This window comes from Comamonas sp. BIGb0124 (genome assembly GCF_003752175.1).
GTDB lineage: Bacteria > Pseudomonadota > Gammaproteobacteria > Burkholderiales > Burkholderiaceae_C > Comamonas_F.
Map to the genome: position 1 here is coordinate 201,943 of NZ_RJVF01000010.1, position 15,980 is coordinate 217,922.

Here is a 15,980-nt window from a genome sequence, read left to right on the forward strand (position 1 = left end):
TCAGAGTCCTCCCGCAGCTTTGCCGATCTGGGCCGGACCGGTACTGACATCGTCGTCTTCGTCCTTGCCGGGCAGTCGGTGGCTGCGTATGCTTTGGTGGGCCAGTGCGATGAGCAGCAGGATGGTGGAGCCGACCACCACCGAGAACACGCCGACATCGAAGAACAGTGCGCTGGCCACGTGGATCTCGCCGAGCACCGGCAGGTGCAGGTGGGCGGTATGCGTGGTCAGGAAGGGGTAACCGAACAGCAGCGCGCCCGTGCCGGTGACCAGCGAGGCCAGCAGGCCCACGGCCAGCCAGCGGCGCGGGAACAGCTGCAGATGGGCTTCCACCCACTGCGAACCCGAGACGATGTACTGCAGCAGCAGCGCGATCGACAGGATCAGGCCGGCCACGAAACCGCCGCCGGGCTCGTTGTGTCCGCGCATGAACATGTAGACCGCGACCACCGTGGCCAGGGGCAGCATCAGGCGGATCAGCACGGCGGGCACCATGAGGTAGCCCACGGCGGTATCGCGTGCGTTGCGGGGATTGACGAGGTCGGTCAGCAGATCGTGCGGCAGAACGCGTTGCTGCAGCGGCAGGTCGATGGTCTCGCGGGCCGGGCGGAAGCGGCGCAGCAGCGCGTAGACGGTCAGCGCCACGGTACACAGCACCACGATTTCGCCGAACGTGTCGAAGCCGCGGAAGTCGACCAACATGACGTTGACCACGTTGGTGCCGCCGCCTTCGGGCAGCGCGCGCTCGAGGAAGAATTCGGAGATGCTCTGCTCGAACGGCCGCGTCATCATGGCATACGACAGCGCAGCGATGCCGCCGCCGCACAGGGTGGCCACGGCCAGATCGCGGCCGCGCCGGCCACGGGCCTTGATGGCGCCCCACATGTCGTTCTGGGGCGGGATTTCCAGTCGTTTGGGCAGCCAGCGCAGGCCCAGCAGGATCAGCACGGTGGTGACCACTTCCACGGTCAGCTGCGTGAGGGCCAGATCGGGGGCCGAGAACCAGACGAAGGTCAGGCAGGTGCACAGGCCGGCCATGCCCAGGAAGGTCAGGGCGGCCATCCGGTGGTACTTGGCTTGCCAGGCCGTGGCCAGCGCGGCCAGTCCGCCGATGAACCAGAGCACGGCAAAAGCCGGCGAGAACGGCGCCAGAGGCAGGTGGCCGGGTTGCAGGCCGCTGTTCCACAGCGGCGCGCCGCCGGCCAGCAGCACGGCGCAGATCAGCAGCAGCGACTGGCTTTGCAGACGGCGCGTGGTGAGCAGGTGGCGCAGGCGCCAGGAAGCGTAGCTGACCCAGGCGAGCAGGCCGTCGAACACGCGCTGGCCGTTGATCCAGTGCACGAACGGCGGCTCGGTGAAGCGGCCCTTGCGCATCTGGCCGCGCAGCAGCAGGTACAGGCCCAGGCCGGCGGCCATGGCCACCAGGCTCATCATCAGCGGGCCGTTGAAGCCGTGCCACACCGCCAGACTGAACTCCGGCAGCTCGCCGCCCACCACGGGCAGGGCCGCCGCATCGAGGATGCCGCTGATGGAGTAGGCCGGCAGGATGCCCACCACCAGGCAGATGATGACCAGCAGCTCGACGGGCACCCGCATCAGGCGCGACGGCTCGTGGGGCTCCAGGGGCAGATCCTTGGCCAGCGGGCCGAAGAACACGTCGTAGCTGAAGCGCAGCGAGTAGGCGACGCTGAAGATGCCCGCCACCGTGGCCGCGATCGGCATGCCGTAGTTGAGGAAGCCGCTGGCCGAGAGCTGCGCGGCTTCGGCAAAGAACATCTCCTTCGACAGGAAGCCGTTGAGCAGCGGCACCCCGGCCATCGACGCGCTGGCCACCATGGCCAGCGTGGCCGTCATGGGCATCGCCTTGTAGAGCCCCGAGAGCCGGTTGATGTCGCGGGTGCCGCTCTCGTGGTCGATGATGCCCGCCGCCATGAAGAGCGAGGCCTTGAAGGTCGCGTGGTTGATGATGTGGAAGACCGCCGCGACGGCCGCCAGGGGACTGTTGAGCCCCAGCAGCACGGTGATCAGTCCCAGGTGGGAAATCGTGGAGTAGGCCAGCAATCCCTTGAGATCGTCCTGGAACATGGCGCAGTAGCCGCCGAGCAGCAGCGTGACGATGCCCGCCGTGCCGACGATCCAGAACCATTCGGGGCTACCCGCCAGGACCGGCCACAGCCGCGCCATGAGGAAGACGCCGGCCTTCACCATGGTCGCCGAGTGCAGATAGGCCGATACCGGCGTCGGCGCCGCCATGGCACGCGGCAGCCAGAAGTGGAAGGGGAACTGGGCGCTCTTGGTCAGTGCGCCGATCAGGATCAGGATCAGGGCGGTGAGATACAGCGGATCGTTCTGAACCGCTTCGCGTGCGGCCAGCACCACGTCGAGGTCGTAGCTGCCCACGATGTGACCCAGCACCATCACCCCCGCCAGCAGGGCCAGCCCGCCCGCACCCGTGACCGTCAGCGCCATGCGGGCCCCGCGGCGCGCATCCTTGCGGTGATGCCAGTAGCCGATCAGCAGGAAAGAGAACAGGCTGGTCAGTTCCCAGAAGAAGGCCAGCTGGATCAGGTTGCCCGACAGCACCACGCCCGACATCGAGCCCATGAACGCGAGCAGGAAGGAAAAGAACCGCGGAACCGGATCCTCGGGCGACATGTAGTAGCGGGCATACAGCACGACCAGGCTGCCGATGCCCAGGACCAGCATGCTGAACATCCAGGCAAAGCCGTCCATGCGCACCATGAAGTTGATGCCGATGGAGGGAAGCCACGCGATTTCTTGCCGTATCACGCCGCCGTGGGCGATTTCCGGGAAATAGAGCGCCGCCTGGACCGCGCAGGCCAGGGCGATGACACCGGCCAGCGTTGACTCGGTGTTGCGCGCGTTGGTCGGCAGCAGCGCCGCGAGGACACTGCCGATGAACGGCAAGAGGATGAGGGTGTACAGGGGCATGGCTCTCTGATTCTATAAACAGAGCGCCGCCGATGTGGGAATTTACGTGAATTCCCTCGGATTTTTCATCATTTATGCAGAATACCTCCGTATCTGGCGGCATCCTGCGGCATCCTCTTCTGCAAAAAGACCCGATGAATTTGCTACGTTTTAAATGCCTGTTCGGGTCAATTTGTGCCAATTTGGGTGATGAAGTCGACAACGTCGGCTAACGTCGCCGAATTTTCGCGACTATTTCAGACGTCCGAACGGCTTGTTCCGGCGACTGGGCTGACGGTGTAGGACATGCCCAGCCGTTGCCACAGCAGCGATTCCTCGTTCAGAAGATGGGCGGACTGCGGGAAACGGCTGGCCCATTGCGGGGTGATGTTCACGCACAGACCGTCGTCGTCGGCCATGAATGCCAGGCCGTCGAGCTGCGGATCGCGGCGGGCGTGGCACAGCAGAACGGCCAGGCGCAGGCTGGCGAGTTGGCGCAGGTAGAGCGTGTCGTCGAGGTCCAGCGCCAGCTTGTGCAGCTTGCCGCGCTGGCCCAGCACCAGCCGGCCCATGAGTGTGAGATCGGGCAGGGCAAAACCCGGCGCGTCGGTGTTCTCGAGGATATAGGCGCCATGGCGATGCGAGTAGTCGTGCGCGATCAGGCAGCCGATCTCGTGCAACTGGGCGGCCCACTGCAGCGTCTGGCGGGCGCGGCTGGCCGGGGCCGGCCGGTCGGCAGTCGCCGCCTCGTCCGCATCCGTGGGCTCGATGCCGGCGAACAGGCGGCTGGCCAACTGGGCCACGCGCTGCGCCTGGGCGGCATCGACCGCGAACTTGCGGCCCAGCGCCGCCACGGTGGTTTCGCGCACATCCGTCTCCGGCTGTTCGCGGTCGAGCAGGTCGTAGAGCACGCCCTGGCGCAATGCGCCCTGCGCCACATGCAGTTCCTCGATCTGCAGCAGATCGAAGATGGCCCGCAGAACGCTGACGCCGCCGCCGATGACGGCGCGGCGATCGGGCTTGAGGCCCTCGAGACGGATCCGGTCGGCGCTCTGGGCCTTGATCAGCCGGTCGGTCAGCTCGTGCAAGCCGGCACGGGTGATGACATCGGCCGGCCCGCCCAGGGCGTGCAGCACCTCGCCCACCGCACCCACGGTGCCCGAGGCGCCATAGGCGACGTCCCACAGGGCGCGGTCGTGGGTGATCTGGGCTTCGTCCATCACCGCCTGCGCGGCGATCTCGGCCATCTGGAAGGCCTGTGGCGTGAACTGGCCATCGGGAAAATACTTCATGGACCAGGCCACGCTGCCGACGCGGAACGAGCTGGTCACCGAGGCGACATACTGCTGGCCCAGAATCAGTTCGGAGGAGCGGCCGCCGATGTCGATGACCAGGCGGCGCTCGGCCGACTGCGGCAGCAGGCGGGCCACGCCCTGGTAGATCAGGCGGGCTTCTTCGGGGCCCGAGATGACATCGATGGGGAATCCCAGCAGTTCGCCGGCGCGCTGGATGAACACGTCGCGGTTGCGGGCCTCGCGCAGCGTCTGCGTGGCGACGGCGCGCACGTTCTTGGCCTGGAAACCGGCCAGGCGTTCGCCGAAGCGGGCCAGGCAGTCCCAGCCGCGCTCCATCGCCTCTTGCGTGAGGTTGCGGTTGGCGTCCAGGCCGGCGCCTTGCCGCACGGTTTCCTTCAGGTAGTCGGTGCGGCTGATCTGGCCGTGTTCGTAACGGCCGATTTCCAGCCGAAAGCTGTTGGAGCCAAGGTCCACGGCGGCCAGGCGAGTTCCGTTTTGCATGGTGTGAGCTGTACTTTATCTGTTGCAAGTGTCGTGGACGGCAACCTGTCTTGCCTCGGAAGAGACAGGAAACGCGTTCATCGACAAGGCCATGCTGCTATGAGTATGGAGATATTCTGCCCGAAAGGGGCAGCGCGCCACGCGAGGCGGTGCGGCGCGCTGGAGCATACCCAGTTTCCTGCCGGGTGCGCAGTCCTCGTTCGTTTCGGTGTGCGATTTCGGTGTGTTTTTGTTGTGTCATATGAGTGTCACACAAGCTTCTTAAAGTTACGCCCAAGGGTGAGCCGAACCAGTGGATGGAGAGGGCGGTATCACCCGATCAACCCGATTGATGACCCCGAAAGGCATGGACATGAACAAGATGATGATCAAGTTGCTGGCTGCCAGCATGATGGCTGCCGGTTTCGCCGGTGCAGCGATGGCCCAGACCGAAGCCACGGGCGCCGGCGCCAGCTTCCCTGCTCCCCTGTACGCACGTTGGGCTGCCGACTACAACAAGCAGACCAGCGTCAAGATCAACTACCAGTCCGTGGGCTCCGGCGCCGGCCTCAAGCAGATCGAAGCCAAGACCGTGGACTTCGGCGCGACCGATGCCCCCCTGAAGGCCGATGCTCTGGCCGAAAAAGGCCTGGTGCAGTTCCCCACCGTGATCGGCGGCGTGGTGCCGGTGGTCAACATCCAGGGCATCAAGCCCGGCGAACTCAAGCTGACCGGCCCCATCCTGGCCGACATCTACCTGGGCAAGATCACCAAGTGGAACGACCCCGCCATCGCCGCCATCAATAGCGGCGTGAACCTGCCCGACGCCACCATCGCTCCCGTGCGCCGTGCCGACGGTTCGGGCACCAGCTACATTTTCACCAGCTATCTGACCAAGGTCAGCACCGAGTGGAAAGACAAGGTCGGCGAAGGCACGGCCGTGAACTGGCCCACCGGTGCGGGCGGCAAGGGCAACGAAGGCGTCGCCGCTTTCGTGGGCCGTCTGCCCAACTCGATCGGCTACGTCGAATCCGCTTACGTCAAGCAGAACAAGCTGACCTTCGTGCAACTGAAGAACGCCGACGGCAACTTCGTCCAGCCCACCGACGACACCGTCAAGGCTGCCGCCGCCGGCGCCAAGTGGGACGCCAGCTTCTACGAGAACCTGACCAACCAGCCCGGTGCACAGGCCTGGCCCATCGCCAACGCCACCTACATCCTGATGCACAAGCAACAGGACAAGCCCGAACAGGCTTCCACCGTGCTGAAGTTCTTCGAGTGGGCCTACAAGAACGGCGACAAGAACGCAGCCGATCTGGACTACGTGCCGATGCCCGACAGCGTGAAGAACGCCATCTACAAGTCCTGGGGTGACATCAAGTCGACGTCGGGTCAAGCCGTCAGCGTGAAGTAATTCACGACTTCGTCAAGCCGTAACCCGGGTCTTGCAGTCTTCTGTTCTGCAGGCCCGGGTTTCTCGCGCCAAGCGCCCTTGTTTTGGGAATCGACAACGTGTCCTCTACACTGCCCATCGATCGTGCAGCGGCCAATCAGGGCCGGCGTGATACATCCATGACACCACCTCCTTCTCGACCTCTGATTTCCGGCGTTTTCGCTGACCGTCTTTTTGGCTGGCTGGCCAAAGGGGCTGCCTTGTTCACCCTGGGGCTGCTGCTGGCCATCCTGGGCTCTCTCATCTACAGTGCCTGGCCGGCCATCACCGAGTACGGCCTGGGCTTCCTGACTTCCGCCAAGTGGGACCCCGTCACCAATGAATACGGTGGCCTGGTCATGATCTACGGCACCTTGGCGACTTCGGCGATCGCGCTGCTGATCGCCGTGCCCGTGAGCTTCGGCATCGCGCTGTTCCTGACCGAACTGTCGCCCTCCTGGCTCAAGCGTCCGCTGGGGACCGCCATCGAGCTGCTGGCGGCGGTGCCGTCCATCGTCTACGGCATGTGGGGCCTGATGGTCTTCGGCCCCATCCTGGCGACCTACGTGCAGCAGCCGCTGCAGGCGGCCTTCAACGGCATTCCCTACCTGGGTGCGCTGGTCTCGGGCCCGCCGGTGGGCATCGGGATCCTGTCGGCCGGCATCATCCTGGCCATCATGATCATCCCCTTCATCGCCTCGGTGATGCGCGACGTGTTCGAAGTCACGCCGCCGCTGCTCAAGGAATCGGCCTACGGTCTGGGTTCGACCACCTGGGAAGTGATCTGGAAGGTCGTGCTTCCCTATACCAAGGCCGGTGTGCTGGGCGGCGTCATGCTGGGCCTGGGCCGCGCACTGGGCGAGACCATGGCCGTGACCTTCGTGATCGGCAACATGAACCAGCTGAGTTCGCTGTCGGTCTTCGAAGCGGCCAACAGCATCACCTCGGCTCTGGCCAACGAGTTTGCCGAAGCCGGCGAGGGCCTGCACCAGGCTTCGCTGATGTATCTGGGCCTGGTCCTGTTCTTCATCACCTTCGTGGTGCTGACCTGTTCCAAGATCCTGCTCAACCGCCTGCAAAAGTCCGAAGGAGCCAAGTCGTGAGCGCTGTACTCGATCAAGACAAAAAACGGCCTGCGCCTCAGAAGCCGGGCTCGGACGACAAGACCCGCCGGGCGATGTATGCCTCGCGCAAGCGTGTCAACGGCATTGCCCTGACGCTGTCGCTGGCGGCCATGGCTTTCGGTGTGTTCTGGCTGATCTGGATCCTCTGGGAAACCGTGCGCCTGGGCGTGGGCGGGCTGAGCTTCGCCATGCTGACCGAATCCACGCCGCCGCCCAACGACGAAGGCGGTGGCCTGGCCAACGCGATCTTCGGTTCGTTCATGATGGTGATGATGGCGACCTTCGTGGGCACGCCCATCGGTGTGCTGGCCGGTGTCTACCTGGCCGAGTACAAGACGACGGGCTGGCTGGCCAACGTGACGCGTTTCGTCAACGACATCCTGCTGTCGGCACCGTCGATCGTGATCGGCCTGTTCGTGTACACGGTGGTCGTGGCCCAGTTCCGCAGCTTCTCCGGCTGGGCCGGCGTGGTGGCTCTGGCGCTGATCGTGATCCCGGTGGTCATCCGCACCACCGAGAACATGCTGCAACTGGTTCCGGCCAGCCTGCGCGAAGCGGCCTACGCACTGGGCACGCCCAAGTGGAAGGTCATCATGATGGTGACGCTGCGTGCCGCACGTGCCGGCGTCGTCACCGGCATCCTGCTGGCGGTGGCCCGTATCGCGGGTGAAACGGCTCCGCTGCTGTTCACGGCACTGTCCAACCAGTTCTGGAACGGCGACATGAGCAAGCCGATGGCCAGCCTGCCGGTCACCATCTTCAAGTTCGCCATGAGCCCCTATCAAAACTGGCAGGAGCTGGCCTGGGCCGGCGTGTTCCTGATCACCGTCGCCGTGCTGGGCCTCAACATCCTGGCCCGCGTGCTGACCCGCCAGAAGTAACCGCAGCCTTATCTAGGAGTATTCCTGATGCAACACACCATCGAACGTCCCATTCCGGCTGCTGCTTCCATCGGCGCAGCTGCCGCTGCGCAAGAGCAAGTCAAGCTCAGCGTGCGCAACCTGAACTTCTACTACGGCAAGTTCCACGCGCTCAAGAACATCAACCTGACCATTCCGGCAGGCAAGGTGACGGCTTTCATCGGTCCCTCGGGCTGCGGCAAGTCGACGCTGCTGCGCACCTTCAACCGCATGTACGAGCTCTACCCCGAGCAGCGCGCCGAAGGCCAGATCCTGCTCGACGGCGAAGATCTGCTGGCGTCCAAGAAGGACGTGGCGCTGATCCGTGCCAAGGTCGGCATGGTGTTCCAGAAGCCCACGCCGTTCCCCATGTCGATCTACGACAACATCGCCTTCGGCGTTCGCCTGTTCGAGAACCTGCGGGCCTCGGACATGGACGACCGCGTGGAATGGGCGCTGCGCAAGGCCGCGCTGTGGACCGAAGTCAAGGACAAGCTGCACCAGAGCGGCTCCGGCCTGTCCGGCGGCCAGCAGCAGCGCCTGTGCATTGCACGCGGCATCGCGATCAAGCCCGAAGTGCTGCTGCTCGACGAGCCCTGCTCGGCCCTCGACCCGATCTCGACGGCCAAGATCGAAGAGCTCATCGCCGAGCTCAAGACCGACTACACCGTGGTCATCGTGACCCACAACATGCAGCAGGCCGCCCGCTGCAGCGACTACACCGCCTACATGTACCTGGGCGACCTCATCGAGTTCGGCGCGACCGAGCAGATGTTCTTCAAGCCCCAGCGTCGCGAGACCGAGGACTACATCACCGGCCGCTTCGGCTGATCGCCAACCGGCAGGCCTCGAGCACGCGCATACGTCCGCGAACCAGGAGCACACACATGGCAGACAAACACCTTTCCACCCAGTTCGACAGCGAACTCAACACCGTCTCGGGCCGTGTCATGGCCATGGGCGGCCATGCCGAGGCGCAGATCCGCCAGGCCATCTTCGCGCTGGCGCAGTTCAGCGTCGAGGCCGCCGACGAGGTCATCGAGATCGAGGCCAAGGTCAACGCCCTTGAAATCGAGATCGACCGCGAGCTGTCCTCGATCATCGCGCGCCGCCAGCCCACGGCCCGCGACCTGCGCCTGCTGATCGCGATCTCGAAGGCCACGGCCAATCTCGAGCGCGTGGGCGACGAAGCCTGCAAGATGGCCCGCATGGTCAAGGCCATCATCGAAAGCGGAACGGCCCGCACGCTGCCGACTTCGGACCTGCGCGTGGCGGCCGAGCTGGCCTCGGCCCTGCTGCGCAAGTCGCTGGACGCCTTTGCCCGTCTCGATACCGCCGCGGCACTGTCCATCCTGAAGGAAGACGACCTGATCGATGCCGAGTTCGACGGCTTCGTGCGCAAGCTCATCACCTACATGATGGAAGACCCGCGCACGATCTCGTCGAGCCTGGACCTGCTGTTCCTGGCCAAGGCCATCGAGCGCATCGGCGACCATGCCAAGAACATCGCCGAAGTCATCATCTACATCGTCAAGGGCGAGGACGTGCGCCACGCGTCCATGAGCGACATCGAATCGGCCGTCGGCTGATCGATCCGAACCCCAACGGGCCGAGAAAGGCTTTTGCCCGCATGACATCCATTTCCGCGCACAGGAGACTCCCATGAAGCCGCAACCCCGCGTGCTCATCGTCGAAGACGAACCGGCCATCGCCGAGCTGCTCGCCATCAATCTGCGACACGGCGGTTTCGACCCCGTGATCGCACGGGACGGCGACGAGGCCAAGGCCGCGATGAGCACCATTCTTCCCGACGTCATCTTGCTCGACTGGATGCTGCCCGGCCAAAGCGGCATTTCTCTCGCCCGCCAGTGGCGCAGCGATGCCCGCATCAAGGCCGTGCCCTTGCTGATGCTGACCGCACGCGGCGACGAGCCCGACAAGATCGCCGGCCTGGATGCCGGGGCGGACGACTACATCACCAAGCCGTTCTCGCCGCAGGAACTGCTGGCCCGCATCCGGGCCGTGCTGCGCCGCCGTGCCCCCGAGCAGGTGCGAGACAGCGTGGCCCTGGGCGAGCTGGCCCTCGATGCAGAGACGTATCGCGTGAGTTTCCAGGGTCAGGAGCTCAAGGTCGGACCGACCGAGTTCCGTCTGCTTCATTACTTCATGAAGCATGCCGAGCGCGTGCACAGCCGCTCGCAACTGCTCGACAAGGTGTGGGGCGACCATGTCTTCATCGAGGAGCGCACGGTGGATGTGCATGTCAAGCGCCTGCGCGAAGCACTGGGCAGCGCCGGTTGCATGGTCGAGACCGTGCGCGGTGCGGGTTACCGGATGACGTCGCAGCCGCGCGCAGTGGCCTGAGCCAGAGGCCTCTGCAGACCCGGCCTGCGGCGTGCCCCGAGCGCGGCGCAGGTCCTCCCGTTCCCTGGTCCCCGACTTCGGCGGGGGCTCCCGGCAACCCGCCCTAAAAAAACGAGGAAGGCCGGCTCGCGCCGGGACTCCTGCACAATTCAACATGCTCTGGCGTTGCTGTCGATTCTTCTTTTTCCTGTGTGCGGGCGCCGTGCTGCCCATTCTTGTCGTGCGCCCCGATCTGCGGTGGCCGGCCGGGCTGGCCGGTGTGCTGGTGGCCGGCACGCTGTGGTTCGCGGTCGATCTGTGGCGGGCTGCGCTGCTGCTGAAATGGCTGCGCCAGCCGGGTGAACGCGAACCGCCGCAGGTGCGTGGCATCTGGGGCGAGATCACCGATCGGGTGCGCCGGCAGTTCCGCATGAAGGACCAGCAACTGGCCATCGTCGAGAAGCGCCGTCAGGACGTGCTGGCCGGCATCCAGGCCTCGCCCAACGGCGTGGTGCTGCTCGATGCCGATCAGCGCATCGAGTGGTGCAATCAGACGGCCGCCGAACACCTCGGTTTCGACGCCGTGAACGACCAGGCCCAGCATCTCGGCAACCTGGTGCGCGAGCCGGCCTTCGCCCGATATGTCGCGATGGGCGACTATGCGCGTCCGCTCATCATCACCGGCCGCAGCAGCACGGCGACGCACCCCGTGCGGCTGTCGCTGCAACTGCATCCGTATGGCGAAGGGCGGTCGCTGCTGCTCAGCCATGACGTGACCACGCTGGAGCAGGCCGAGGCCATGCGACGTGACTTCGTGGCCAACGTCTCGCACGAGATCCGCACCCCGCTGACCGTGCTCTCCGGTTTTGTCGAGACCATGCTGCATGTGCCGCTGGAACCGGAAGACCGCCAGCGTTACCTCGGCGTGATGCTGCAGCAGTCGCTGCGCATGCAGACGCTGGTCAACGACCTGCTCACGCTTTCGCGCCTGGAGGGCAGCCCGCCGCCCGGTGCCGGCCAGTGGCTGCCGGTCGGTGTGCTGATGGAGCAGTTCCGCGCCGAGGCCGAGGCCCTGAGCGCCACGCTGACGCCGGTGGAGCGCCCGCTGCGGGTGCAACTGGCCTTCGACGACGAGATCGCGGGCAGCGAGACCGAGATCCACAGTGCGTTCTCCAATCTCGTGACCAATGCGGTGCGTTATACGCCGGTGGGCCAGCCCATCGAGGTGAGCTGGGGCCGTCTGGCCGACGGGCGTGGCATCTTCAGCGTCAAGGACCACGGCCCGGGCATCGCGCCCGAACACATTCCGCGCCTCACCGAGCGGTTCTATCGTGTCGACCGCAGCCGCTCGCGCGAGACGGGCGGGACCGGGCTCGGGCTGGCCATCGTCAAGCACGTGGTGCAGCGTCACGGCGGCGAGCTCCGCATCACCAGCCGCGCAGGCCAAGGCTCGGTGTTCGCGGTGGTGTGGCCGGCCGGCCGGGTGCGCACACGCGAGGACATCTGAGCCGGGACCATCCTAGGGATTTCCCGAAATCTGTGCTTTGAGCTTTGCTCCTGAATTTGATGAGCTGAGACTCGATTTTCCTGATTGTCAGGCCGATTTGACTATTCGGAACGAGGCCTGTGCGTCAGTGGCTTGTAAGACGCAGCGCCGACAGTAGCCCGCAGCTTGGCAATAAATAGGCGTATAACAAGTCGGTAATACAGCTTTTCTTGCTGAAATTGCTGACGAGCAGCGTCGAATTTCTAGGAGACAACAGAAATGAGCACGATCGAATCCGTTTTGGTGGAAAACCGGGTGTTCCCGCCGCCCGCGGCACTGGCCGCCGGTGCACGGGTGGGCAGCATGCAAGCCTATGAGGCCCTGCAAGCCGAGGCCGAAGCCGACTTCGAGGGATTCTGGGCCAAGCGCGCCCGCGAACACCTGGTCTGGACCCGGCCCTTCACCCGCACGCTCGACGAGTCGAACGCGCCGTTCTACCGCTGGTTCGACGACGGCCAGCTCAATGTCTCGGCCAACTGCCTGGACCGCCACATCGGCACGCCGGTCGAGAACAAGACCGCCATCGTCTTCGAATCGGACGACGGCCAGGTCAGCCGGGTGACCTACAAGGAACTGCTGTCGCGTGTCTCGCGTTTTGCCAATGCGCTCAAGGCCCGGGGTGTGAAGAAGGGTGACCGCGTGGTCATCTACATGCCCATGACCATCGAGGGCATCGTCGCCATGCAGGCGTGCGCGCGCATCGGCGCCACGCATTCGGTGGTGTTCGGCGGCTTCTCGGCCAAGGCGGTGCAGGAGCGCATCGTCGACGCCGGCGCCGTGGCGGTCATCACCGCCAATTACCAATTGCGTGGCGGCAAGGAACTGCCGCTCAAGGCGATCGTCGACGATGCCTTTGCCCTCGGGGGCTGCGATGCCGTGCACAGCGTGCTGGTGTTCGAGCGCACGGCCACGGCGACCGCGATGGCCGAAGGCCGCGACCTCACGTTCGCTCAGGCGCTCGACGGCCAGTCCGACGTCTGCGAACCCGAAACCGTGGATGCCGAGCATCCGCTTTTCATCCTCTACACCAGTGGTTCGACGGGCAAGCCCAAGGGCGTGCAGCACGCCTCGGCCGGTTATCTGCTGTGGGCCAAGATGACGATGGAGTGGACCTTCGATCTGCAGCCCGACGACGTGTTCTGGTGCACGGCCGACATCGGCTGGATCACCGGCCACACCTACGTCACCTACGGCCCCCTGGCTGCGGGTGCCACCCAGGTGGTGTTCGAAGGCGTGCCGACCTATCCGAATGCCGGACGCTTCTGGGACATGATCGCGCGCCACGGCGTGACGATCTTCTACACGGCCCCCACGGCGATCCGCTCGCTCATCAAGGCCGCCGAAGCCGACGAAAAGATCCATCCGCGCCAGTACGACCTCTCGAGCCTGCGTGTGCTCGGCACGGTGGGCGAGCCCATCAATCCCGAAGCCTGGATGTGGTACCACCGCAACGTGGGGGGCGAGCGCTGCCCCATCGTCGACACGTTCTGGCAAACCGAAACCGGCGGCCATGTGATCACGCCGCTGCCGGGGGCAACGCCGCTGGTGCCGGGCTCGTGCACGCTGCCGCTGCCGGGCATCTTTGCCGCCATCGTCGACGAGACGGGCAACGATCTTCCCAACGGGGCAGGCGGCATCCTGGTGATCAAGAAGCCATGGCCCTCGATGATCCGCACGATCTGGGGCGACCCGGAGCGTTTCAAGAAGAGTTATTTCCCGCCCGAGCTGGGCGGACGGATCTATCTGGCCGGCGACGGCGCGGTCCGCAGCGAGGACCGGGGTTATTTCCGCATCACCGGCCGGATCGACGACGTGCTCAACGTCTCGGGCCACCGCATGGGCACGATGGAGATCGAATCGGCCCTGGTGGCCAAGACCGACCTGGTGGCCGAAGCCGCCGTGGTGGGGCGTCCGGACGACGTGACGGGCGAGGCGATCTGTGCGTTCGTGGTGCTCAAGCGGTCCCGGCCGACGGGCGAGGAAGCCCAGGCCATCGCCAAGGAACTGCGCGACTGGGTGGGCAAGCAGATCGGACCGATCGCCAAGCCGAAGGACATCCGGTTCGGCGACAACCTGCCCAAGACGCGCAGCGGCAAGATCATGCGCCGCCTGCTGCGGTCGATCGCCAAGGGCGAAGCCATCACGCAAGACACCAGCACGCTGGAGAACCCCGCGATCCTGGAGCAGCTCGGCAAGTCGAACTGAGTGCGAGGCACGGGCCACGGACGGCTCGCGGCGTAGGACGGGGGTCACTTTTGTCCGGATGAGGATGTGAAGAACCCCGGACTGAGGTACAAACGGGCAAGGTCGGGGTGAGTGGCCTGTGCGCTGCCCACCCCGTTGTCGTTGAACACATCGAGTCGCCATGAGTATCCGTACGCTACTTCTTCTCATCGTCGGCGCCGCCATCGCATTGCTGGCCGCGCTCAACTGGTCGTCTCTGGCGGCCATCCAGGCCATTTCGCTGGGCTTCACCGTGGTGCAGGGTCCGCTGGGCCTGATCCTGATCGGCCTGACGCTCCTGCTGGCGGCCGTTTTTCTGGTCTACATCTTCTATCTGCACAGCACGGTGATGTTCGAGACACGCCGGCACACCAAGGAACTGCAGAACCAGCGCGAGCTGGCCGACCGCGCCGAAGCCTCGCGTTTCACCGAACTGCGGACCTTCCTCGACGGCATGCGTCAGGACGGCAAGATCCGTCACGACGCGGGCAAGCAGGAATTGCTGGTGCGGATCGCGGCGCTGGAAACGGCTCTGGCCGCACGCCTGGACCAGACGGACAATACCAATGCCGCGTTCTTCGGTGAACTCGGCGACCGTGTCGACCGCCGCGCCGCAGACGTCCCGGTTGCGCCGGTTGCCTCGCAGCCCTTCGAGCCTTCGCCGTCGTCGCAGCCGCTTCGCAGCGAGCCGCCGCTGGATGTGACCGCCACGCCCGTGCCGCCGTTCTCTCCGGCACAGCCGGTGGATCCGGTGCCGCATCCCGATCGGGCACCGGCAAGCCCGGGTCCGGATACGCCACGCTGGTAATACCGATCCCCTGAAAAACCAAAGCCCCGGTCCATCCCTGGACCGGGGCTTTTTGACGTCTTGTGCTCAGGCAAAACCGAACAGCCGGCGTGGCGTGTCCCAAAGAATGGCCTGCTGGTCCGCCGGGTCGGTCACCCGTTGGGCGAACAGGCTCAGCGTGGTGCCGTAGTCGAGCCGCTGGCGGGCACGCAGATGCGGCCAGTCCGAGGCCCACAGGCAGTGGCTGGCGCCGTAGGCCTGCAACAGCTCGCGGGTGTAGGGCTCGGTGTCGGCAAAGGGGTAGGGCAACTGCGAGAACTTGTCGTGACCGGACAGCTTGACGTAGGCGCGGCCGGTGCCGGCCAGGGCCAGAACGGCGGCAAAGCCGGCGCCTGCCAGGCCTTGCGACAGATCGGGTCGTCCGTGGTGATCGACCAGGATGCGTGCGCCGCACCCGCGCAGCCGTGGCGCCAGGGTGACCATGTCGTCATGCTGGACCTGCACCTGAACCAGCAGATCCAGTGCGGCCAGGCGTTCGAACAGCGCGTCGGCACGGGCGTAGAAATCCACTCCCAGCATGGCGACGTTGAAGGCGGCGCCCACCACGCCACGGGCCTTGAGTTCCTGCAGCTCGTCGTGTCCGCAGTCGAGGTCGAGCACGGCGATGCCCTTGAACCGGCCGGCACCGCGTGCGATGGCGTCGAGCATGCAGCGGTTGTCCAGGCCGTAGCCCGAGTTGGGGCCGACCAGCAGGGCGTGGCGGACACCGTAGGCGTCCATCACCGCGCCGAAATAGTCCGCCGTGGCGATCTCGCCGCCGGCCGGCGCATACGGCGTGTCGGGTGCGTAGGGAAATGCGTCGGGATCGAAGACGTGGCAATGGCAGTCGATTTTGGGACGGTCGTAGAGCATGGTCGATA

General features: G+C 65.3%; 12 protein-coding genes. 9 read left to right on the top strand and 3 right to left on the bottom strand.

Annotated elements, in window-relative coordinates:
- On the bottom strand, positions 1-2,952 hold the full coding sequence (locus EC845_RS11555) for a monovalent cation/H+ antiporter subunit A (RefSeq protein WP_123298255.1): 2,952 nt from the start codon (positions 2,950-2,952) through the stop codon (positions 1-3).
- A 236-nt stretch (positions 2,953-3,188) separates the two neighbouring features.
- The gene (locus EC845_RS11560; RefSeq protein WP_123298256.1) at positions 3,189-4,727 is read right to left on the bottom strand and encodes a Ppx/GppA phosphatase family protein; all 1,539 of its coding nucleotides are present in this window, start codon (positions 4,725-4,727) and stop codon (positions 3,189-3,191) included.
- A gap of 352 nt (positions 4,728-5,079) precedes the next feature.
- Between EC845_RS11560 and pstS the strand changes: the two genes are divergently transcribed.
- The 9 genes from pstS (at position 5,080) to EC845_RS11605 (ending at position 15,081) form a co-directional block, all read left to right on the top strand.
- Entirely contained in the window at positions 5,080-6,120 is a 1,041-nt protein-coding gene (gene pstS, locus EC845_RS11565) for a phosphate ABC transporter substrate-binding protein PstS (protein WP_123298458.1), read from the top strand.
- Between the two features lie 158 nt (positions 6,121-6,278).
- Positions 6,279-7,241, top strand: coding sequence for a phosphate ABC transporter permease subunit PstC (gene pstC / locus EC845_RS11570; protein WP_123298257.1), 963 nt, complete (start codon positions 6,279-6,281; stop codon positions 7,239-7,241).
- Positions 7,242-7,315: 74 nt separating this feature from the next.
- Entirely contained in the window at positions 7,316-8,143 is an 828-nt protein-coding gene (gene pstA, locus EC845_RS11575; protein ID WP_123298459.1) for a phosphate ABC transporter permease PstA, read from the top strand.
- A gap of 27 nt (positions 8,144-8,170) precedes the next feature.
- Complete coding sequence (gene pstB / locus EC845_RS11580; RefSeq protein WP_233598036.1) at positions 8,171-8,992, top strand: phosphate ABC transporter ATP-binding protein PstB; 822 nt, start codon at positions 8,171-8,173, stop codon at positions 8,990-8,992.
- A gap of 56 nt (positions 8,993-9,048) precedes the next feature.
- Positions 9,049-9,750 carry a phosphate signaling complex protein PhoU gene (gene phoU / locus EC845_RS11585; RefSeq protein WP_123298258.1) on the top strand — a complete coding sequence of 234 codons (702 nt, stop codon included), beginning with the start codon at positions 9,049-9,051 and terminating at the stop codon, positions 9,748-9,750.
- 73 nt (positions 9,751-9,823) lie between these two features.
- Complete coding sequence (gene phoB, locus EC845_RS11590) at positions 9,824-10,525, top strand: phosphate regulon transcriptional regulator PhoB (protein WP_123298259.1); 702 nt, start codon at positions 9,824-9,826, stop codon at positions 10,523-10,525.
- A gap of 154 nt (positions 10,526-10,679) precedes the next feature.
- The gene (gene phoR / locus EC845_RS11595) at positions 10,680-12,011 is read left to right on the top strand and encodes a phosphate regulon sensor histidine kinase PhoR (RefSeq protein WP_123298260.1); all 1,332 of its coding nucleotides are present in this window, start codon (positions 10,680-10,682) and stop codon (positions 12,009-12,011) included.
- 258 nt (positions 12,012-12,269) lie between these two features.
- Complete coding sequence (gene acs, locus EC845_RS11600; protein ID WP_123298261.1) at positions 12,270-14,255, top strand: acetate--CoA ligase; 1,986 nt, start codon at positions 12,270-12,272, stop codon at positions 14,253-14,255.
- A 160-nt stretch (positions 14,256-14,415) separates the two neighbouring features.
- Positions 14,416-15,081 carry a LapA family protein gene (locus tag EC845_RS11605; RefSeq protein WP_370451302.1) on the top strand — a complete coding sequence of 222 codons (666 nt, stop codon included), beginning with the start codon at positions 14,416-14,418 and terminating at the stop codon, positions 15,079-15,081.
- Between the two features lie 66 nt (positions 15,082-15,147).
- Here EC845_RS11605 and EC845_RS11610 read toward each other — a convergent pair whose 3' ends face one another.
- On the bottom strand, positions 15,148-15,972 hold the full coding sequence (locus EC845_RS11610) for an amidohydrolase (protein ID WP_123298262.1): 825 nt from the start codon (positions 15,970-15,972) through the stop codon (positions 15,148-15,150).
- Positions 15,973-15,980 lie beyond the last annotated feature (8 nt).